The organism is Citrobacter sp. wls717 (genome assembly GCF_005280955.1).
Taxonomy (GTDB): Bacteria; Pseudomonadota; Gammaproteobacteria; order Enterobacterales; family Enterobacteriaceae; genus Citrobacter; species Citrobacter werkmanii.
In genome coordinates, this window is record NZ_SZWW01000054.1 from 1 (window position 1) to 18,485 (window position 18,485).

At 50.9% G+C, this 18,485-nt stretch carries 20 protein-coding genes, 1 tRNA gene and 1 pseudogene; 10 read left to right on the forward strand and 12 right to left on the reverse strand.

Annotated features, from left to right (window positions below):
• Positions 1–275 precede the first annotated feature (275 nt).
• A tRNA-Phe gene (locus FDX09_RS22310) sits at positions 276–351 on the reverse strand.
• Positions 352–555: 204 nt separating this feature from the next.
• Between FDX09_RS22310 and FDX09_RS24040 the strand changes: the two are divergent.
• Positions 556–666, forward strand: a pseudogene (locus tag FDX09_RS24040) (LysE family translocator); the annotation flags it as partial.
• Here FDX09_RS24040 and FDX09_RS22320 read toward each other — a convergent pair.
• From FDX09_RS22320 to aspA, 5 genes are all read right to left on the reverse strand, one after another.
• Entirely contained in the window at positions 663–1,238 is a 576-nt protein-coding gene (locus FDX09_RS22320) for a transcriptional regulator (RefSeq protein WP_006686267.1), read from the reverse strand. The pseudogene FDX09_RS24040 and the gene FDX09_RS22320 sit on opposite strands and share 4 nt — an antisense overlap.
• Before the next feature lie 36 nt (positions 1,239–1,274).
• The gene (locus tag FDX09_RS22325; protein ID WP_137347891.1) at positions 1,275–2,984 is read right to left on the reverse strand and encodes a protein-disulfide reductase DsbD; all 1,710 of its coding nucleotides are present in this window, start codon (positions 2,982–2,984) and stop codon (positions 1,275–1,277) included.
• Positions 2,960–3,307: a divalent cation tolerance protein CutA gene (cutA, locus tag FDX09_RS22330; RefSeq protein WP_003025447.1), complete on the reverse strand. Its 348-nt coding sequence runs from the start codon at positions 3,305–3,307 to the stop codon at positions 2,960–2,962. The genes FDX09_RS22325 and cutA overlap by 25 nt, the downstream gene beginning before the upstream one ends.
• A 129-nt stretch (positions 3,308–3,436) precedes the next feature.
• A complete protein-coding gene (dcuA, locus tag FDX09_RS22335; protein ID WP_038636462.1) occupies positions 3,437–4,738 on the reverse strand; it encodes an anaerobic C4-dicarboxylate transporter DcuA in 1,302 nt (433 codons plus the stop codon).
• 114 nt (positions 4,739–4,852) lie between these two features.
• Positions 4,853–6,289 carry an aspartate ammonia-lyase gene (gene aspA / locus FDX09_RS22340; RefSeq protein ID WP_032940252.1) on the reverse strand — a complete coding sequence of 479 codons (1,437 nt, stop codon included), beginning with the start codon at positions 6,287–6,289 and terminating at the stop codon, positions 4,853–4,855.
• A gap of 337 nt (positions 6,290–6,626) precedes the next feature.
• Here aspA and FDX09_RS22345 point away from each other — a divergent pair, with 337 nt between their 5' ends.
• Entirely contained in the window at positions 6,627–7,103 is a 477-nt protein-coding gene (locus FDX09_RS22345) for an FxsA family protein (protein ID WP_006686272.1), read from the forward strand.
• 47 nt (positions 7,104–7,150) lie between these two features.
• On the opposite strand, the gene yjeH is transcribed toward FDX09_RS22345, so the two are convergent.
• Positions 7,151–8,416, reverse strand: a complete 1,266-nt coding sequence (gene yjeH, locus FDX09_RS22350) for an L-methionine/branched-chain amino acid transporter (protein WP_121529858.1) — start codon at positions 8,414–8,416, stop codon at positions 7,151–7,153.
• A 274-nt stretch (positions 8,417–8,690) separates the two neighbouring features.
• Between yjeH and FDX09_RS22355 the strand changes: the two genes are divergently transcribed.
• From FDX09_RS22355 to FDX09_RS22365, 3 genes are all read left to right on the forward strand, one after another.
• Complete coding sequence (locus FDX09_RS22355) at positions 8,691–8,984, forward strand: co-chaperone GroES (RefSeq protein ID WP_000027827.1); 294 nt, start codon at positions 8,691–8,693, stop codon at positions 8,982–8,984.
• A 43-nt stretch (positions 8,985–9,027) separates the two neighbouring features.
• Positions 9,028–10,674: a chaperonin GroEL gene (gene groL, locus FDX09_RS22360; protein WP_006686275.1), complete on the forward strand. Its 1,647-nt coding sequence runs from the start codon at positions 9,028–9,030 to the stop codon at positions 10,672–10,674.
• 251 nt (positions 10,675–10,925) lie between these two features.
• On the forward strand, positions 10,926–11,279 hold the full coding sequence (locus FDX09_RS22365) for a DUF4156 domain-containing protein (protein WP_038636474.1): 354 nt from the start codon (positions 10,926–10,928) through the stop codon (positions 11,277–11,279).
• Positions 11,280–11,367: 88 nt separating this feature from the next.
• On the opposite strand, the gene yjeJ is transcribed toward FDX09_RS22365, so the two are convergent.
• Both yjeJ and epmB read right to left on the reverse strand, forming a co-directional pair.
• Positions 11,368–12,231, reverse strand: a complete 864-nt coding sequence (gene yjeJ / locus FDX09_RS22370; RefSeq protein ID WP_137347892.1) for a YjeJ family protein — start codon at positions 12,229–12,231, stop codon at positions 11,368–11,370.
• A 184-nt stretch (positions 12,232–12,415) separates the two neighbouring features.
• Positions 12,416–13,444 carry an EF-P beta-lysylation protein EpmB gene (epmB, locus tag FDX09_RS22375; protein WP_038636478.1) on the reverse strand — a complete coding sequence of 343 codons (1,029 nt, stop codon included), beginning with the start codon at positions 13,442–13,444 and terminating at the stop codon, positions 12,416–12,418.
• 41 nt (positions 13,445–13,485) lie between these two features.
• Here epmB and efp point away from each other — a divergent pair, with 41 nt between their 5' ends.
• The 3 genes from efp (at position 13,486) to ecnB (ending at position 14,498) form a co-directional block, all read left to right on the forward strand.
• The gene (gene efp, locus FDX09_RS22380) at positions 13,486–14,052 is read left to right on the forward strand and encodes an elongation factor P (protein ID WP_006686282.1); all 567 of its coding nucleotides are present in this window, start codon (positions 13,486–13,488) and stop codon (positions 14,050–14,052) included.
• A gap of 57 nt (positions 14,053–14,109) precedes the next feature.
• On the forward strand, positions 14,110–14,244 hold the full coding sequence (gene ecnA, locus FDX09_RS22385) for a lipoprotein antitoxin entericidin A (protein WP_016151394.1): 135 nt from the start codon (positions 14,110–14,112) through the stop codon (positions 14,242–14,244).
• A 107-nt stretch (positions 14,245–14,351) separates the two neighbouring features.
• On the forward strand, positions 14,352–14,498 hold the full coding sequence (gene ecnB, locus FDX09_RS22390) for a lipoprotein toxin entericidin B (protein ID WP_032940256.1): 147 nt from the start codon (positions 14,352–14,354) through the stop codon (positions 14,496–14,498).
• A 30-nt stretch (positions 14,499–14,528) separates the two neighbouring features.
• Here the strand turns inward: ecnB and FDX09_RS22395 are convergent, their stop codons facing one another.
• A complete protein-coding gene (locus FDX09_RS22395; RefSeq protein ID WP_085048476.1) occupies positions 14,529–15,128 on the reverse strand; it encodes a LuxR C-terminal-related transcriptional regulator in 600 nt (199 codons plus the stop codon).
• 256 nt (positions 15,129–15,384) lie between these two features.
• On the opposite strand from FDX09_RS22395, the gene sugE reads away from it, so the two are divergent.
• Positions 15,385–15,702, forward strand: a complete 318-nt coding sequence (sugE, locus tag FDX09_RS22400; protein WP_038642963.1) for a quaternary ammonium compound efflux SMR transporter SugE — start codon at positions 15,385–15,387, stop codon at positions 15,700–15,702.
• Here the strand turns inward: sugE and FDX09_RS22405 are convergent.
• Together FDX09_RS22405 and blaCMY are read right to left on the reverse strand one after the other, a co-directional pair.
• The gene (locus FDX09_RS22405; protein WP_038636486.1) at positions 15,699–16,232 is read right to left on the reverse strand and encodes a lipocalin family protein; all 534 of its coding nucleotides are present in this window, start codon (positions 16,230–16,232) and stop codon (positions 15,699–15,701) included. The two genes, sugE and FDX09_RS22405, sit on opposite strands and share 4 nt — an antisense overlap.
• A 92-nt stretch (positions 16,233–16,324) precedes the next feature.
• Entirely contained in the window at positions 16,325–17,470 is a 1,146-nt protein-coding gene (gene blaCMY / locus FDX09_RS22410; protein ID WP_137347893.1) for a CMY-2 family class C beta-lactamase, read from the reverse strand.
• A gap of 131 nt (positions 17,471–17,601) precedes the next feature.
• Between blaCMY and ampR the strand changes: the two genes are divergently transcribed.
• Positions 17,602–18,477, forward strand: a complete 876-nt coding sequence (ampR, locus tag FDX09_RS22415; protein ID WP_069324727.1) for a LysR family transcriptional regulator AmpR — start codon at positions 17,602–17,604, stop codon at positions 18,475–18,477.
• The last annotated feature ends 8 nt before the right edge of the window (positions 18,478–18,485 follow it).

Here is an 18,485-nt window from a genome sequence, read left to right on the forward strand (position 1 = left end):
TAAGCGCAGCGCATCAGGCAATCCCGCACTACGTAAAAACTTGTCCTGCTACCCGCCCCAAGATCGTCCACCGCTGTACGTCCCGTTACGATGAATCCCATTTTTATATAGATCCCTGGCGTCTGCTTACTGAAATTGGCTGTTAACGGCGAGATTGAGTTTACGTGTGGTGTTTGTGAGAGGTGGCGGGTCAGAAATAGGGTAAAACGATCGGCTGGAAGCTATCAGAAACTACAAAAGCAAAAACCCGCCTCAAGGGCGGGTTCTTTAAATAGTGGTGCCCGGACTCGGAATCGAACCAAGGACACGGGGATTTTCAATCCCCTGCTCTACCGACTGAGCTATCCGGGCAACGGGGCGCATTAAACCGTATTCGCGCCTGCCAGTCAATCAAATTTCAGGAAAAACGGTTCAACCGCTTAATATTACGGCAATCTGTGCGTTTGTGCCTGAAGTTTGCACAAATCTTCCAGATCGCCACGATGCCGACAGGTCATGCTAAGCGCAAGAAGGGCAGTATGGCAAAAGAGTGTTTCACTGCATCTTAATCACACGCTGACCAGGGCGGTTAACCGATTAATTCGCACCACCGTGGCGATGGCACGTTTTCAACGACTGATGGCGTTATGCTTACTCACACCGGCCAGGACGGGCTTGTTCGTTTAGGTTAGCGCGCCGCCCATACGACACTGGGCAAAGCGCAGAATATCTTCCGCCAGACGGTGTGCCGTTTCGACATCAGCATGGCTACGATTCACCAGCATGCGGCTCAGACATCCCTCCAGCACCAGCTCCATCTGTTTGGCGACCATAGCCGGGTCGTCAACTTCCAGCGTAGTCAGTAGCTCATGGGTGAAGTCATGCGCTGCTTTTTTTTGTTGGTCGGCTAACTGGTGGATTGGATGTCCAGGATCGGGATAAAACGTGCAGGCGGCAATGAACAGGCAGCCGGGATAGCGATTATTGCTCACGCATTCGGACAGCGCGCTGTAGCGTGCCAGTAATTTCTGTTCCGCGCTCAGGGTCTCATCCAGCAAAAGCTGACGCCGCCAGATATCCACCCGCTGGCTGAGGTAACGTAACGCATCATACAGGATGGCCTCTTTATCTGGCCAAAAGCGCTGTAGTTCATCAAGCGGATAATCGATACGTTCGGCCACCATTTCCAGCGTGGTATTGGCTATCCCTTGAACCTCAAGTAATTTCAGGGCTTCTCCCAGGACATCTTCACGTTGCACGGTATTCTCCTCCGTATTTCCTTTTGCAAGTGTCGCTCACGGTTGACGATCGCGCAAATGTGCGCTGAAGGTCGCTGCATCCATAAATCCCGTTACCCGAGCCTCCGGATGCTCTTTACCCTCGGCATCAAAAAACAGGATAGTTGGCAAACCTAAAACCTGTAGATGTTTCAGGAGAGCGACATCCTTGGCATTGTTTGCAGTTACATCCGCCTGTAAAAGCACCGTGTCGCCTAGTGCTTGCTGAACCTGCGGATCGCTGAAGGTGTACTTCTCAAACTCCTTACAAGCCACGCACCAGTCGGCATACAAATCCAACATGACGGGCCTGCCTTTGGCTTGCGCCAGCGCCTGATTTAACGCCTCTACCGAGGCCACCGGCGTAAAGTTAAGGTGTGCCTGGGTTTGAGCATGCGGCGTGCCAAACGCCCAGTCCTGCAATGGACGTACACTGACAAGCGCTGCGGCTAACAGGAGAATCTGCACGATACGCATCCAGGCGTGCTTTGCCTGCAGGCTGGTAATGAATGCCCAGCTAAAGAACGCGACGCCCAACAGTGACCACAGGCGCACGCCCCATTCGTCGCCAATGATGCGTTCAAGCAAGAAGACGGGAAGCGCCAGGATGACGAAGCCGAAAGCGGTTTTAACATGTTCCATCCATGGACCGCTTTTAGGCAGCAGGCGGTTGCCAAAGACGGTAATCAACATCAGCGGCAAGCCCATCCCCAGCGCGTACAGATACAGCGTACCGCCTCCCAGCCACATATTTCCGCTCTGAGCGATATACAGCAAAATCGCGCTTAGCGGCGCGGTTGTGCAAGGAGAACAGATGAGACCCGCAATCGCCCCCATAGCAAAGACGCTACCGGGAGAGCCGCCTTGCTGGCGGTTACTCAGCAACGTGAGGCGCGTTTGCAATGAGGAAGGGAGTTGCAGCGTGAACAGGCCGAACATAGACAGAGCCAGCAGCGTAAAGATGATGGCAAGACCGATCAGAACATAAGGATGCTGTAATGCCGCCTGAAACTGTAATCCGGCGGCGGCAACAACCAGACCCAGCGCAGTATAGGTGAGCGCCATTCCCTGGACGTAGATAAACGTCAGCAGCAGCGCCCTACCGGTTGATAACCGTTGCTTGCCGCCCAGCACGATGCCGGAAATCAGCGGATACATCGGCAGTACGCAGGGCGTGAAAGCGATGCCAATGCCGATTAGCAATGCCCACAGCGCGGAAAAGGGGAGCTGGGCTGCGGGCTGTGGTTTCTCTTCCGGGGCCTCAGTGACAGGTGCGGTAGCCGGAGCCCCCCCGACAGCGGCTGACACTTCACTTAAGGGGACAGTTTTAGTTTCCGGCGGATAGCAAAAACCGGCGTCGGCACAGCCCTGGTACGTGACCGTTAATGTTGCGCCAGTTGCGGCCTGATTAACCGTGATCGGAATATTCAACTGTTTACGGTAAATCTCACTTTTGCCGTAAAACTCATCTTCATGCCAGACGCCAGGCGGCAGTTTTACCTCGGCAATATCGGCCTGAGATGGTGTAATGCTTATCTGTTTGCGATAGAGATAGTAGCCATCTTTGACCTGCCATGAGAGGTTCAGATCGTGTTGGTTTTGCTGAAAATCAAAAACAAACGCCCGATCGGCAGGAACAAACTGCGAGCGGCCGGGCGCGTCAAATAATCCGGCAAAGGTAGATGTGCTGCACAGCAGCAGGATCAGCGTAAGGATGCGTTGAGCCATGAGCGGTAATCAAAGTCTCCGTGAGTGACGGGTAAAACCAGAAGTTCAGGTGTTTGATACGGGTGATGTGACTTCAGGCAATCGAGAAGGGCTTGCTGGTGCGTGACGGTGGTTTTTAAAATCATCTGGACTTCATATTCCTGCTCCAGTTTACCTTCCCAATAATAGAGGGAGGTTGCACCGGGCAGAAGTGTCACGCAGGCTGCCAGCTTTTCCGCCAGCACTTTTGCAGCCAGATCCTGGGCGGTTGCTTCATCCGGAGCAGTACAGAGCACCACAACGGTATCGGGGATGGAAATATCCTGACTCTTTACATCAAGCATAAACACCTCGAAAGAACAGAGTAACCAGCTAAAGAGTGGTCACTATACAACGGACGAGGGAAGGATGTTAGCTAAAGCGGGGTGGAGGAGGAGGAACTGCAGGGCGCACGGGCACCCTGCAGAAAAAACTTACAGCATGAAGCTACCCAGCAAGAAGCCGAAGCAGACAGCCAGAACTACACCCAGAGTACCCGGGATGAAGAACGGATGGTTAAAGACGAATTTACCGATGCGGGTTGTACCAGTGTCATCCATCTGAACTGCCGCAACCAGCGTTGGGTAGGTTGGCAGAATGAACAGGCCGGAAACAGCTGCGAAGGAGGCAACAGCGGTCAGCGGGGAAACGTTCAGCGCCAGAGCCATCGGCATCAGTGCTTTAGCGGTTGCTGCCTGAGAGTACAGCAGTGCAGAAGCAAAGAAGAAGATGACGGCCAGCAGCCACGGATGACCCTGAATTACGCTACCTGCGGTATCTTTGATCCAGTCAATGTTGTGAGATACGAAAGTATCACCCAACCACGCAACACCCAGGATACAAATACAGGCGCTCATACCGGCTTTGAAGGTGCTGGAGTTCAGAATGGAGTCAGTTTCAACGCGGCAGATGATGGTAGTCAGCGTCGCGATGCTCAGCATGATGATCAGGATAGCGTTGGTGGTATTCATCAGCGGTTTAGCGACCAGACCGAGGCTTGGGCTGTTAACGATCGCATAGACAACAACGCAAATTACGCCCAGCAGGAACAGCCAAACGGAAGTTTTTGCGCCTGCTTTGATTTCAACTTGTCTTTCACCGCGCAGTTCAACCAAACCTTCTTCCAGACGTTTACGATAAATCGGATCGTCAGACAGTTTAGAGTTGAACAGCATAGTCACCAGGAAGGACATTACCAGAACGGCCAGCAGGGTGGACGGAATAACCACGGACAGCAGGTGAATATAGCTGATGCCATGACCTTCCATTACGGAAGACATGTAAACCACGGCTGCAGAGATTGGTGATGCTGTGATCGCAATCTGAGCAGAAACCACCGCAGTTGAGAGCGGACGGCAAGGTTTGATCCCTTGTTCCTTCGCAACTTCAGCGATAACCGGCAGAGTTGCCAGAGAGATGTTACCCGTACCCGCAAAGATGGTCAGGAAATAGGTCACGATGGGTGCCAGGATCGTGATGTATTTCGGGTTCTTACGCAGCAGTTTTTCAGTTTGATGAACCAGATAGTCCAGACCACCTGCAATCTGCATAGCTGAGATGGCAGCGATAACCGCCATGATAATGGAAATGACATCGAACGGGATATTACCGGGTTTTACGCCGATAGCGGCGAGAACCAGGACACCCAGCCCACCTGCAAATCCAATACCGATACCCCCAAGTCTGGCACCTAAAAAGATTGCCAGCAAAACGATGATAAGTTCTAAAACTATCATATTAGCCTTCCTTGTTGTTTAACAAGTTGATATTAAATTGTTGTTTTTAAGTAACTTCGTGCAAGAAAAAAGGCACGTCATCTGACGTGCCTTCTCTGGTACTACCCTACACGATTACTGCTCGCTTTCATCAGTATAACGTTTTGCTTTATAAGCCGGGTGCATCAGGTTCTGTACTGAGAAGATATCGTCCAGTTCGGCTTCGGTCAACAGGCCGCGCTCGAGGACAACTTCACGTACGCTCTTACCGGTTTCGGCACAAATTTTACCAACGATGTCGCCGTTGTGGTGGCCGATGAACGGGTTGAGGTAAGTAACGATACCGATAGAGTTGTATACGAATGCTTCGCACACTTCTTTGTTAGCAGTAATGCCGCTAACGCATTTTTCCAACAGGTTGTAGCAAGCGTTGCTCAGAATGTGAATGGATTCGAACATTGCCTGGCCGATTACTGGCTCCATAACGTTCAGCTGCAGCTGACCTGCTTCAGACGCCATGGTGACAGTGATGTCGTTACCGATGACTTTAAAGCACACCTGGTTTACGACTTCCGGAACAACCGGGTTCACTTTAGCTGGCATGATGGAAGAGCCAGCCTGCAGTTCCGGCAGGTTGATCTCGTTCAGGCCGGCACGTGGACCAGAGGAGAGCAAACGCAGGTCGTTACAGATTTTGGACATCTTCACAGCCAGACGTTTCAGTGCGCCATGCACCATAACGTATGCGCCGCAGTCAGAAGTTGCTTCAATCAGGTCTTCTGCAGGAACACAGGCAAAACCGGTAACTTCAGCCAGTTTTTTCACTGCCAGCGGAGAGTATTCTTTCGGTGTGTTCAGACCCGTACCGATTGCCGTTGCGCCGAGGTTAACTTCCAGCAGCAGCTCTGCAGTACGCCCAATGTTTTTCACTTCTTCTTTCAGCAGGATGCTGAAAGCACGGAATTCCTGACCGAGGGTCATCGGCACAGCATCCTGCAACTGGGTACGACCCATTTTCAGGATGTCCTGGAATTCATCGGCTTTTTTCTCGAAGCCTTCACGCAGCTGGTTCAGGGCATCAATCAGTTTAATGATGGATGCGTATACCGCGATACGGAAACCGGTTGGGTATGCGTCGTTGGTAGACTGACATTTGTTAACGTGGTCGTTCGGGTTCAGGTACTGATATTCACCTTTCTGGTGACCCATCAGTTCCAGACCGATATTGGCCAGCACTTCGTTGGTGTTCATGTTGACGGAGGTACCCGCACCACCCTGGTAAACGTCTACCGGGAACTGATCCATGCATTTTCCGTTATTCAGGACTTCATCACACGCCGCGATGATGGCATTTGCCACACTCTTAGGAATGGTTTGCAGCTCTTTGTTGGCCATCGCCGCTGCCTTTTTCACCATTACCATGCCGCGAACAAATTCAGGAATGTCGCTGATTTTGTTGTTGCTAATGTAGAAGTTTTCAATCGCTCTCAGAGTGTGAACACCATAGTAAGCGTCCGCTGGAACTTCCCTGGTACCCAACAAGTCTTCTTCGATACGAATGTTGTTTAACATGTGAACCTTCTTTTTCAAGCTGCCAATGATTTGACTAAACACACAGGATATATGTGATTTCGATTGTTTCTCGACCGACGATTATCCCCTGCATCGGTCTGATACCCGAGATCATATGCTGGTTCAGGATTTCTACCGTAATCTGGATCACTTAAAGCGTGGAATTTACCCCTTATTTATTATTCTGTGAAATAGATCACCCCTTTAGGATTAACACTAAATATTAGTGTACAAGCGACTTGAAATTTTGCTAACCACCTCAATATCTGACTGATGCGAGTCATATAATTTTTGAACAGACGTTGTACAAAACGCCTGTTATTAACAGGAGTCCCCTTTGCGCTGGATACCATTACTTGCCATTTTTCTCTATGTTTACATAGAGATATCTATTTTTATTCAGGTTGCCCATGTGTTGGGTGTTCTGATGACCCTGATTTTGGTTATTTTTACGTCGGTTATCGGGATGTCTCTGGTTCGTAATCAGGGATTTAAGAACTTTTTACTGATGCAACAAAAAATGGCGGCAGGTGAAAGCCCGGCTGCAGAAATGATCAAGAGCGTTTCGCTGATTATTGCCGGTCTGCTATTAGTGCTGCCGGGTTTTTTCACCGATTTCCTTGGTCTTCTTCTTTTATTACCCCCGGTGCAGAAGCATCTGACGATGAAACTGCTGCCACATTTGCGTTTTTCTCGTATGCCCGGCGGTGGTTTTAGCGCCGGAACGGGTGGGGGCGAGACCTTTGACGGTGAGTTCCAGCGCAAAGACGAGCATCGTGACAGTATCGAACATAAAGACGATCGTCGGGATTAAGCATCAGTATGTAGGCCGGATAAGCGTTAGCGCCATCCGGCACGTGTTTATATGCCGGATGATGGCGTCAGCGTCGACTTATCCGGCCTGCCGGGTAAAAAGAACCACAGCGCAGCCAGCATAATCAGCGCATACAGGCTCTTCCAACCCACCATCGCCAGCAATAGCAGACATAGCAAACCGCCAACGATCGCTAATGCGCGATAGTGTCCTTTCAGTAATCGACAACCTGCCAGCATGCACAGCAGATAAATCATAATAAAGATGCCGTTAGCGTAGACGATTAACGCATCGAGATTGATTTGCAGCATATAGATGCACAAGGTACTGACCACGCAGCAACCTAGCACGGCGTTCAGCGCATTGCGCGGAAGGTGACGAGGGGAAAGGCGCGCCAGATAACTCCCCGGCTTGTATTGTGCTTGCGACCAGACCAGCCGGGCGAAACTTTGAATATAAATGTTGAGACTGGCAAAGCAGGCCAGATAACCAATAATGCAGGCGACCCACAGTGCCTGTACGCCAAACAGCTGTACAACAATTTCTGGCAGTGATGCCGCCGCCGCCATTTTCTCGCCATAAGCGCCAAAATGGAGGACGACGACGGTGCATGCCCAGTAGACAGAACCTGCCAGCAGTAGACCGATCATTAGCGCGCGCGGGAAGTCTCGCTCCGGATTTTTAAATTCAGAGGCCAGGTGGGCAAATGCTTCAAGACCGACAAAGCACCAGAACATCACTGACAGGGCAGCGAACAGTCCGGGAAGCTCAATTTCGCTAATTGCAGGGAAGGGGATTTCACTGGGTTTTAGATCGCCCGCCCACCAGATGGCGACAATCAGGGCCACGATCAGCCCGGCAATGACCGTTTGTAGGTTAGCGCTGGAGCTGGCGCCGCGGGAGCCTATGTACCAGACCAACGCCAGTGTACCGAGTTCTGCCAGCAGAAGCTGCTCGTCATGCCAGCCAAACATCGCCTGGCCGAATCCTGCGGCAATATGTAATGCCGCAGGTAAGCCCACCGGGATTACTGACAAAAACAACCATCCGGTGACGCGCTCCAGGCGCGAGCCAAAGGCCATACCGACAAAATGCGCCACGCCGCCCGCGCTGGGGAAATGGCGGCCGAGCACGGCAAAGACAATCGCCACGGGAAAGACTAAAACAATCAGCACCGGCCAGGCCCAAAGACTGTTGTTGCCAGCGACCAGCGCAGCCAGCGCGGGGACGGCAAAAACGCCTGTACCTAATAATGATGTCGACAACAGGCCAACGCCCTGAGCCAGTCCCAGCTCTTGTTTCAGTCCGCTCATAAGTTGTTATCCGGTTATGCCCATTGACCGGGCTACAGCGCAGATTTTGATGGTATCACAATCGGATTTGCTTATGACGACGTGACTGAAATCGTTATGAAATGTGAGGCGTGTCGGTGTTTTGACGGGATTTTCTGCTGATAAAAAATTTTTTTCGCTTGCCCCCTTGAAGGCACAAAAGCCCATCCCCATCTCTCTGGTCACTAGCCGGGAAACCGTTTACGGGCCGGCGTCACCCATAACTGATAAAGACTTTCTCAAAGGAGAGCTATCAATGAGTATTCGTCCGTTACATGATCGTGTGATCGTCAAACGTAAAGAAGTTGAATCCAAATCTGCTGGCGGCATCGTACTGACCGGTTCTGCAGCAGGTAAATCAACTCGTGGCGAAATCATCGCTGTCGGTAAGGGTCGCATCCTGGACAACGGTACCGTACAGCCGCTGGACGTGAAAGTCGGCGATATCGTTATTTTCAACGATGGCTACGGTGTTAAATCTGAGAAGATCGACAATGAAGAAGTGTTGATCATGTCTGAAAGTGACATCCTGGCAATTGTTGAAGCCTAATCCGCGAACGACACTGAACATACGAATTTAAGGGAAAGAGAAAATGGCAGCTAAAGACGTAAAATTCGGTAACGACGCTCGTGTGAAAATGCTGCGCGGCGTAAACGTACTGGCAGATGCAGTGAAAGTTACCCTCGGTCCAAAAGGCCGTAACGTAGTTCTGGATAAATCTTTCGGTGCACCGACCATCACTAAAGATGGTGTTTCCGTAGCACGTGAAATCGAACTGGAAGACAAGTTCGAAAACATGGGTGCGCAGATGGTGAAAGAAGTTGCCTCTAAAGCGAATGACGCTGCAGGCGACGGTACCACCACCGCAACCGTACTGGCTCAGTCCATCATTACTGAAGGTCTGAAAGCTGTTGCTGCGGGTATGAACCCAATGGATCTGAAACGTGGTATCGACAAAGCTGTCGCTGCTGCCGTTGAAGAACTGAAAGCGCTGTCCGTACCGTGCTCTGACTCTAAAGCAATCGCTCAGGTTGGTACCATCTCCGCTAACTCCGACGAAACCGTAGGTAAACTGATCGCAGAAGCGATGGACAAAGTCGGTAAAGAAGGCGTGATCACCGTTGAAGACGGTACCGGTCTGCAGGACGAACTGGACGTGGTTGAAGGTATGCAGTTCGACCGTGGCTACCTGTCTCCTTACTTCATCAACAAGCCGGAAACTGGCGCTGTTGAACTGGAAAGCCCGTTCATCCTGCTGGCTGATAAGAAAATCTCCAACATCCGCGAAATGCTGCCGGTTCTGGAAGCTGTCGCGAAAGCAGGCAAACCGCTGCTGATCATCGCAGAAGATGTTGAAGGCGAAGCGCTGGCAACTCTGGTTGTTAACACCATGCGCGGTATCGTGAAAGTGGCTGCTGTTAAAGCACCTGGCTTCGGCGATCGTCGTAAAGCGATGCTGCAGGATATCGCTACCCTGACCGGTGGTACCGTTATCTCTGAAGAGATCGGTATGGAACTGGAAAAAGCCACTCTGGAAGATCTGGGTCAGGCAAAACGCGTTGTTATCAACAAAGACACCACCACCATCATTGATGGCGTGGGCGATGAAGCGGCAATCCAGGGTCGTGTGACTCAGATTCGTCAGCAGATCGAAGAAGCTACTTCAGACTACGACCGTGAAAAACTGCAGGAGCGCGTAGCGAAACTGGCAGGCGGCGTTGCGGTAATCAAAGTTGGTGCTGCGACTGAAGTTGAAATGAAAGAGAAGAAAGCCCGCGTTGAAGATGCCCTGCACGCAACCCGTGCTGCGGTAGAAGAAGGTGTGGTTGCTGGTGGTGGTGTTGCGCTGATTCGCGTAGCGTCCAAAATTGCCGGCCTGAAAGGTCAGAACGAAGACCAGAACGTCGGTATCAAAGTTGCGCTGCGCGCAATGGAAGCTCCGCTGCGTCAAATCGTTCTGAACTGCGGCGAAGAGCCGTCTGTAGTGGCTAACACCGTGAAAGCGGGTGACGGTAACTACGGTTACAACGCTGCAACTGAAGAATACGGCAACATGATCGACATGGGTATCCTGGATCCAACCAAAGTAACGCGTTCTGCTCTGCAGTACGCAGCTTCTGTTGCGGGTCTGATGATCACCACCGAGTGCATGGTTACCGATCTGCCGAAAGGCGATGCGCCTGACTTAGGTGCTGCTGGTGGTATGGGCGGCATGGGTGGAATGGGCGGCATGATGTAATTTAATCTTCATACTTCAAGCCGCAGGTTCGTTGGCTGTGTTCGTTCACCCCAGTCACTTACTTGTGTAAGCTCCTGGGGTTCATGAACTTGCCGCCTGCCTGCAACTTGAATTATTTGATTAAATACGCCTCTCGCGAAAAATGAGAAACCCCCGGGCAGAAATGTCTGGGGGTTTTTCTTTTGGTCATCTTTTTAGTATATGATTCAGCTACGGACATAACGTCCAACTAATTGATTATGGGGAATGACATGCACGTGAAATATTTAGCAGGGATCGTTGGTGCCGCGCTACTGATGGCGGGTTGTAGCTCCAGCAACGAACTGAGTTCAGCCGGACAAAACGTACGCTTTGTCGAAGACAAGCCAGGCGCAGAGTGCCAGCTGATTGGCACTGCAACCGGTACGCAGAGCAACTGGCTTTCTGGTCAGCATGGCGAAGAGGGTGGGTCTATGCGTGGCGCAGCGAACGATCTGCGTAACCAGGCCGCAGCAATGGGGGGTAACGTAATTTACGGCGTCAGCAGCCCATCACAGGGAATGCTGTCCAGTTTTGTTCCTACCGCCAGTGAGATGAATGGTCAGGTTTATAAGTGCCCAAACTGATAAAAGCTGTTGATGCCGGATGGCGACGCTAAAGCGTCTTATCCGGCCTACGGTATAAATGATCGTAGGCCTGATAAGCGCAGCGCCATCAGGCATTCTGAGCTTTATGCGCAGACTGAACGCGTAAATGATGTAGCGCGCGCAAACACTGCTCCTGATTGAGCTTTTGGGTTTTATCTCCCGTCAACGTTTTGACAAACACCTGGCACGGGACACCGGCAAGTTTTTTCAGTCGTGGGCTGAAGTCCAGAAGGCGTCGGGTAATGGCCTCAGCTTCTTTACTGCCGGAAAGGGCGCGAGTTTTCACTACTGAGCCACAGAATTGAGCTTTACCCTTTTCATCCTTATAGCGGTAGATAATCGCCAGGTAATGGTTAAACAGGTTATGTTTCCATTCTGGTTGTGTATATGAATCATATTCAAGATTATCGTTTTGCTGGCAGTCAACATCGTACAGCGGCAGGAAATCCAGCAGCGATGTCATTTTTAGCGCTAATTCCTGCATGCCAGCATTTTTTATTGCATGAATGATTGCATAGGCTAATACCTGGATCTGCAGTTCATTAATCAGTAATTCGTGGATTTGTCCGTTATGCAGTGTCAGAGAAAATGCTAAGCTTTCTCCTTTATCATCCACTAACACCAGAGAATTGATGCGACGGTTTATATCCGCATTTTTTAACTCATCTTCCTGAATTAAAGGGATATTCTCGTGCATCTTTTTACTGGCTTTGTCGCGTTCTTTTTCATATCGCAAACGCGCTTCTTCGCTAAGCTGGTGCTTCGCATGGAGTCTGCTCTCCAGAGCGATAAGCAGATCTCTTAGCCCCAACGGTGAGAGAAAAAACAGCGACTCTTTATTTCTTGGTTCTTTGATCTTGAGTGCCAGAGCAATAAATTCATTCTTCTGACGAATAACACCGGTATTAATACCCTTAATACTAATAGCCATCCAGGGTTCTCCCTAACCATATATTTATTGGGGATTTATATTTTTATTAATTTATAAATTTTGCAAATGAGTTGTTGCACAGTACCAGTTAAAATAGCACATATTAAAAGTGCGACTCCACCTGCACGGATATTAAATACTCGGGATTGGTAGTGAGTGTCCATAATCGGACACTCAATAATCATTATTGCTGGCGTAATTGCAGATCCAACGGCGTTTTACTGGGTTCTCCGCCAATTTCTCGCGCCAGTTTAGGGACCATATAACCGGAAACCAGCGTCAGCAGTTCACGCACAATCTGACGTGCTTCGTCGTCGCTGACCATAAAGTGGGCGGCACCCTGCACTTTATCCAGTACGTGCAGGTAATAGGGCATAACACCCGCATCAAACAGTGCGTTACTAAGGTCGGCCAGGGTTTGGGCGTTATCGTTAACACCCCGTAGCAATACGCTTTGATTGAGTAGCGTGACGCCTGCTTTGCGCAGTCTGAGCATCGCCTGGCGAAACGTCTCATCAACTTCATTGGCATGGTTAATATGATTGACCAGCAGAATTTGCAATGAAGAGTGAGCAAAACGCTCGGTCAGCCCTTCGGTAATGCGCGCAGGGATCACAATCGGTAAACGGCTGTGAATGCGCAGACGCTTAATGTGTGGAATGGTTTCCAGTTGCGTGAGCAGCCAGTCCAGTTCGTGATCCTTGGCCATCAACGGATCGCCGCCGGAGAAGATTACCTCATCTAACTCAGGATGGGCAGTAATGTAGTCCAGAGCGACCTGCCAGTTGCGCTTGTTGCCCTGATTTTCGGCGTACGGGAAGTGTCGGCGGAAGCAATAACGACAATTTACCGCGCAGCCGCCTTTGACCAGCAGCAGCGCCCGGTTGCGATATTTATGCAGCAGGCCAGGAACCACACTGTGTTGTTCCTCCAGCGGATCGGTCGAGTAGCCTGGCGCCGCAACAAACTCTTCCTCGGCGGTAAGTACCTGACGCAGAAGCGGATCGTTCGGATTGCCTTTCTCCATGCGCGCAATAAACGCGCGTGGTACGCGCAGGGCGAAAAGTCGTCTCGCGTCGCGTCCGGCCAATAGTTTTTCATCTGCGTCTATATTCAAAAGATGCAGAAGTTCATCGGGATCGGTCACAACATCGGCAAGTTGCGATAACCAATCTTCTCTGGATGGGGTATTTAGGGTTACAATATGCGCCATTTTGTGGCTTAGCTACCAGTTAACAATTTTCAGAGGGCCTTATGGCAACGTACTATAGCAACGATTTTCGTGCTGGTCTTAAAATCATGTTGGACGGCGAACCGTATGCGGTTGAAGCCAGCGAATTCGTTAAACCAGGTAAAGGCCAGGCGTTTGCGCGCGTTAAGCTGCGTCGCCTGCTGACCGGTACTCGCGTAGAGAAAACCTTCAAGTCTACCGACTCTGCCGAAGGCGCAGATGTAGCCGACATGAACCTGACCTTCTTGTATAGCGACGGTGAATTCTGGCACTTCATGAACAACACCACTTTCGAACAGCTGGCTGCAGACGAGAAAGCGGTAGGCGATAACGCTAAATGGCTGCTGGACCAGGCTGAATGCATCGTGACCCTGTGGAACGGTCAGCCGATCTCCGTGACTCCGCCAAACTTCGTTGAGCTGGAAGTCATTGAAACCGACCCAGGTCTGAAAGGCGATACCGCTGGTACTGGCGGCAAACCGGCTACTCTGTCTACCGGCGCAGTCGTTAAAGTTCCGCTGTTCGTACAGATCGGCGAAGTGATCAAAGTGGATACTCGCTCAGGCGAATACGTTTCCCGCGTAAAATAAAACACTTATTTGATCTTGTGGCGCAGGTTGCTGCGCCATACTTTTTCCAGGGCAGGAATGATGAAACGTCTTCTCAGTCTTGTAATGCTAATCCTTTTCACCAGCACCCTACTGGCGGGCTGTAATACCGCGCGCGGCTTCGGTGAAGACATCAAACACCTCGGCAATTCAATCTCTCACGCCGCCAGTTAAACTTCTCACATAATCTGAAAAACGATTGTTTATCCATCACACTTCCGGATCTTGTCTATTATTAAGTAGCTATACACAAACAATATTGGCTAGAAAAGGAAGACGTTATGATTAAGAAGACAATTGCTGCGATCTTTTCTGTGTTGGTACTTTCTTCCGTATTAACCGCGTGTAATACCACGCGAGGCGTAGGGGAGGATATTTCTGACGGTGGTAACGCTATTTCTGGTGCAGCGACAAAAGCTCAGCAATAACGCTCAACGGTACGACGCCGGGTCGTACCGTTAACTCTCCTTATGCGGGAGCGAGAGAAACGGTGAGAAGCGGTTCCCCAGATGAAGCTTCATACGAATATTTCGTTTATAGGTATACACCGTTTTGCCATGAATGCTGAGCGTGGCGGCTATCGCACTGTTGCTCACGCCATCCATCCACATTGACAATACTTTCTCCTCCTGCGGCGTCAGCAGTGGCGTCGGGTTTTCGGCTAATGCTAATGTGGGGCGATCTTGTAGCGCTTCCTGAATCGTGTGTGTGAGTGTGTTTAGCGAGGTGTGTTTGGTTAATACCGAATGAGCGATGGCTTGAGAAGTCGGGATGGATGTGTGCTGTCTGTCCGCTGATTGCAGTAAAATCAACGGGATGACGCCACAGCTCATGAAAAAGGGCTTAACTGGCGGAGTGGAATGCGCCTCGCTAATAAAACTGTATAAATCCGCAATGACCAGATGCGGTTTCCACTGCAAAATATGCTCTTTTGCCAACAGAAGATTATTAATTCCTGATACCAGAAATGAGGAGCTGAACCTGCCAGAATGATTAAGCAAGGCCTCAATCCCTGTGCGGGTAAAGTGGCATCGGTCAATCACTAAAATTTTAAGCATAAACTTTTCGCATTCAGAAGAGGGGCAATCGACTTTCTGATTTCAGAAAGCCCTTCATCATAGAGAACTCCGATGAGTGCCAAATGCGGGAACTACGCCGCTAATTATGCTTAATTCTTGCTTTTAACAGACGGTGAATAAAAAGGTTGAAATTCATTTTCTGTCGGGCAAAAATGCCATTTCACACACCAGCTTTGCAGGACGACCTGCAAACGCTTCTTTCACCGGGGACGGCCCCATTGTTCTGGAGCCTGATATGTCCTGGATCATTTTATTAATTGCCGGTTTGCTCGAAGTTGTTTGGGCGATTGGCCTGAAATACACCCACGGCTTCACTCGTCTGACGCCAAGCATTATCACCATTGTCGCGATGATCGTCAGTATCGCCATGCTCTCCTGGGCGATGCGCACCTTGCCAGTTGGGACCGCCTATGCCGTCTGGACCGGTATTGGCGCCGTCGGGGCGGCCATTACCGGGATTCTGCTGTTGGGTGAATCTGCCAGCCCGGCGCGTTTGTTGAGTCTGGGGCTGATTGTGGCTGGCATTATTGGTCTGAAGCTGAGCACTCACTAAGCACCAGGCTGTTTCACCCAAATCAGTTTATTGACGTCAAACCCTTCCCGGGTCGCGATAGCCAACATTTGCTGCTTCATTTCATCTGAAATGGTGGGGGTCCGTGAAAGGATCCACAGGTAATCGCGATCCGGACCACACACCAGCGCGTGGCGATATTCCCGGTCGAGCGCAATCACGTTATACCCACCATAGAAGGGGCCGAAGAATGACACCTTGAGCGCCGCCCGATTTGGGTCGCCGGTGAAATAGGCTTTACCCTCCGTTTTTTGCCACATCCCTCTGTCCGGGTTATAGCCCTTATTGATCACGTTGATACCGCCGTCGTCGCGCAAGCTATACGTTGCGGTCACTTTTTCCAGTCCACGTTCGAAGCGATGGTCTAAACGTGCAATTTCATACCAGGTACCAAGATAGCGTTTGGCGTCAAAGTTATTCACAACGGTAACGCCTTTTGGCGGTGTAGGGGAACTGCAGGCGACAACCAGAAATGCAGCGGTAACTGCAGCAACGACGGGCAGAATGCGCATAAGATTTTCCTTACTGTTTTTTGTTAAGTGTAGATGACAGCAGGAAAAGAAGAGGAAGAAACGAGGTCTGCTATAGCGGACCTCATCGTCAGTTACTGCAATTTTTCAAGAATGCGCCAGGCGGCCTCGACGCGAGCAGGGTTTGGGTAGCTTTTGTTTGCCAGCATCACGATGCCGAGATTTTTTTCCGGAACGAACGCAACGTAGCTGCCAAATCCGCCAGTGGATCCGGTTTTGTGCACCCATGAGGCTTTCACTGCAGGGGCAGGCGGATTGACCTCAACGGCGGGAAGTGCCGCTAACGCGACTTTACTGTCGCTACCGTTGATTATCGAGTCGGCATTCACCGGCCAGTTCAGCATCTCCCAACCTAATCCCTGGTACATGTCGCCAATATGCCAGTAACGAGCCTGCGCGATTTCAATTCCCTGTCGGAGCGTTTTCTCCTGCACCTGGCTGGCGTCCATGTTGACCTGAACCCAACGAGTCATATCGACAAGGCTGGATTTCACCCCGTAGGCTTCGGCATCAAGCTGACCCGGAGATACGTGCACGGGCTTCCCTTCGCGATAACCCCAGGCATAATCCTTTTGTTCGCTCTGTGGAACCGTAATCCAGGTATGCGCCAGTTTTAATGGTTGCAGGACGCGTTTGGTCATCGCCTCTTCATAGCCCATTCCTGAAGGTTTCACCGCCAGTGCGCCAAACAGACCAATACTGGAGTTAGCATACAGGCGTTTAGCGCCCGGGGCCCATTGCGGCTGCCAGTTTTGATAAAAGCGCAGTAATGCCGCTTTATCTGTAACGTCGTCAGGTACCTGAAGCGGCAGACCACCCGCCGTATAGGTGGCCAGGTGCAGCAGGCTGATACCCTGCCATTGTTTGCCAGTTAATTCGGGCCAGTATTGGGTGACCGGATCGCTGAGCTTAATTTCACCACGGGCGATAGCATCGCCGCCCAGCACACCGTTAAACGTCTTACTTACCGATCCAAGCTCAAACAGCGTTTGCCGGGTGACGGGGCGGTCATTGGCGATATCGGCTTTCCCCCAGGTAAAGTAATAGGGTTTTCCCTGGTAGATAATTGCCACGGCCATACCCGGAATAGCCTGTTCTTGCATCAGCGGTGTGATGGTACGGTTTACGATATCGGCAATCTGTTGTTCTGTTTTTGCGGCGGCAAACGTGGAGAAAGAGGCTGTCAGCAGCAACGCGCAGCATAACGATTTTTTCATCATGAAATCAGTTCCGTAATAAAAAGCGAAAGGGTGTCCGGGCCCGTCAGACGCAATCAGTTTGTTTGATTTGCAGTGTGTTGACAAACGGTTAAATTTAGCAGCAGATATAAGTTTTTCTAACAGGCCGGATGATGACGCGTAGCTATATTCCTCTTAACTCACTGCGAGCTTTTGAAGCCGCGGCCAGACACCTTAGCTTTACCCGCGCTGCGATTGAGCTCAACGTGACGCATTCTGCCATCAGCCAGCATGTCAAAGCGCTGGAACAGCAGCTAAATTGTCAGCTGTTTGTGCGCGGCTCCCGTGGGTTAATGCTGACGACAGAAGGGGAAAGTCTGTTACCTGTACTTAATGATTCTTTCGATCGTATGGCGGGGATGCTGGATCGTTTTGCTACTAAAAAAACCCAGGAAAAACTTAAAATCGGAGTGGTGGGGACCTTTGCGGTCGGTTGTCTTTTTCCTCTGCTCAGCGACTTTAAGCGTAGTTATCCGCATATTGATTTGCATATTTCCACCCACAATAACCGCGTGGATCCCGCCGCCGAGGGACTGGACTATACCATTCGCTACGGAGGAGGTGCCTGGCACGATACCGATGCACAATATTTGTGTAGCGCGCTGATGTCCCCGCTTTGCTCGCCAGAATTAGCCGCACAGATCAAGGTACCTGCAGACCTCCTGAAATTCCCGTTATTACGCTCTTATCGGCGAGATGAGTGGACGCTTTGGATGCAGGCCGCCGGAGAAGCGCCTCCGTCACCGACGCACAACGTGGTGGTGTTTGATTCGTCCGTCACAATGCTGGAGGCCGCGCAGGCGGGGATCGGGGTGGCGATTGCCCCGGTAAGAATGTTCACTCATCTGCTTGGTAGTGAACGTATCGTTCAACCGTTTCTAACGCAGATTGATCTGGGGAGCTATTGGATAACGCGTTTGCAATCCCGACCGGAGACATCTGCAATGCGTGAGTTTTCCCGTTGGTTGGCTGGGGCTCTGCACAAATAAAAAGGCCC

Excerpts from the sequence above, each read along its gene's own strand:
- FDX09_RS22365 (WP_038636474.1), top strand. The coding sequence starts at position 10,926 with ATGCACGTGAAATATTTAGCAGGGATCGTTGGTGCCGCGCTACTGATG.
- ecnB (WP_032940256.1), top strand. The coding sequence starts at position 14,352 with ATGATTAAGAAGACAATTGCTGCGATCTTTTCTGTGTTGGTACTTTCT.
- FDX09_RS22355 (WP_000027827.1), top strand. The coding sequence starts at position 8,691 with ATGAGTATTCGTCCGTTACATGATCGTGTGATCGTCAAACGTAAAGAA.
- FDX09_RS22325 (WP_137347891.1), bottom strand. The coding sequence starts at position 2,984 with ATGGCTCAACGCATCCTTACGCTGATCCTGCTGCTGTGCAGCACATCT.
- aspA (WP_032940252.1), bottom strand. The coding sequence starts at position 6,289 with ATGTTAAACAACATTCGTATCGAAGAAGACTTGTTGGGTACCAGGGAA.
- cutA (WP_003025447.1), bottom strand. The coding sequence starts at position 3,307 with ATGCTTGATGTAAAGAGTCAGGATATTTCCATCCCCGATACCGTTGTG.
- FDX09_RS22405 (WP_038636486.1), bottom strand. The coding sequence starts at position 16,232 with ATGCGCATTCTGCCCGTCGTTGCTGCAGTTACCGCTGCATTTCTGGTT.
- ecnA (WP_016151394.1), top strand. The coding sequence starts at position 14,110 with ATGATGAAACGTCTTCTCAGTCTTGTAATGCTAATCCTTTTCACCAGC.
- yjeH (WP_121529858.1), bottom strand. The coding sequence starts at position 8,416 with ATGAGCGGACTGAAACAAGAGCTGGGACTGGCTCAGGGCGTTGGCCTG.
- sugE (WP_038642963.1), top strand. The coding sequence starts at position 15,385 with ATGTCCTGGATCATTTTATTAATTGCCGGTTTGCTCGAAGTTGTTTGG.
- groL (WP_006686275.1), top strand. The coding sequence starts at position 9,028 with ATGGCAGCTAAAGACGTAAAATTCGGTAACGACGCTCGTGTGAAAATG.
- yjeJ (WP_137347892.1), bottom strand. The coding sequence starts at position 12,231 with ATGGCTATTAGTATTAAGGGTATTAATACCGGTGTTATTCGTCAGAAG.
- epmB (WP_038636478.1), bottom strand. The coding sequence starts at position 13,444 with ATGGCGCATATTGTAACCCTAAATACCCCATCCAGAGAAGATTGGTTA.
- blaCMY (WP_137347893.1), bottom strand. The coding sequence starts at position 17,470 with ATGATGAAAAAATCGTTATGCTGCGCGTTGCTGCTGACAGCCTCTTTC.
- FDX09_RS22395 (WP_085048476.1), bottom strand. The coding sequence starts at position 15,128 with ATGCTTAAAATTTTAGTGATTGACCGATGCCACTTTACCCGCACAGGG.
- efp (WP_006686282.1), top strand. The coding sequence starts at position 13,486 with ATGGCAACGTACTATAGCAACGATTTTCGTGCTGGTCTTAAAATCATG.
- ampR (WP_069324727.1), top strand. The coding sequence starts at position 17,602 with ATGACGCGTAGCTATATTCCTCTTAACTCACTGCGAGCTTTTGAAGCC.
- dcuA (WP_038636462.1), bottom strand. The coding sequence starts at position 4,738 with ATGATAGTTTTAGAACTTATCATCGTTTTGCTGGCAATCTTTTTAGGT.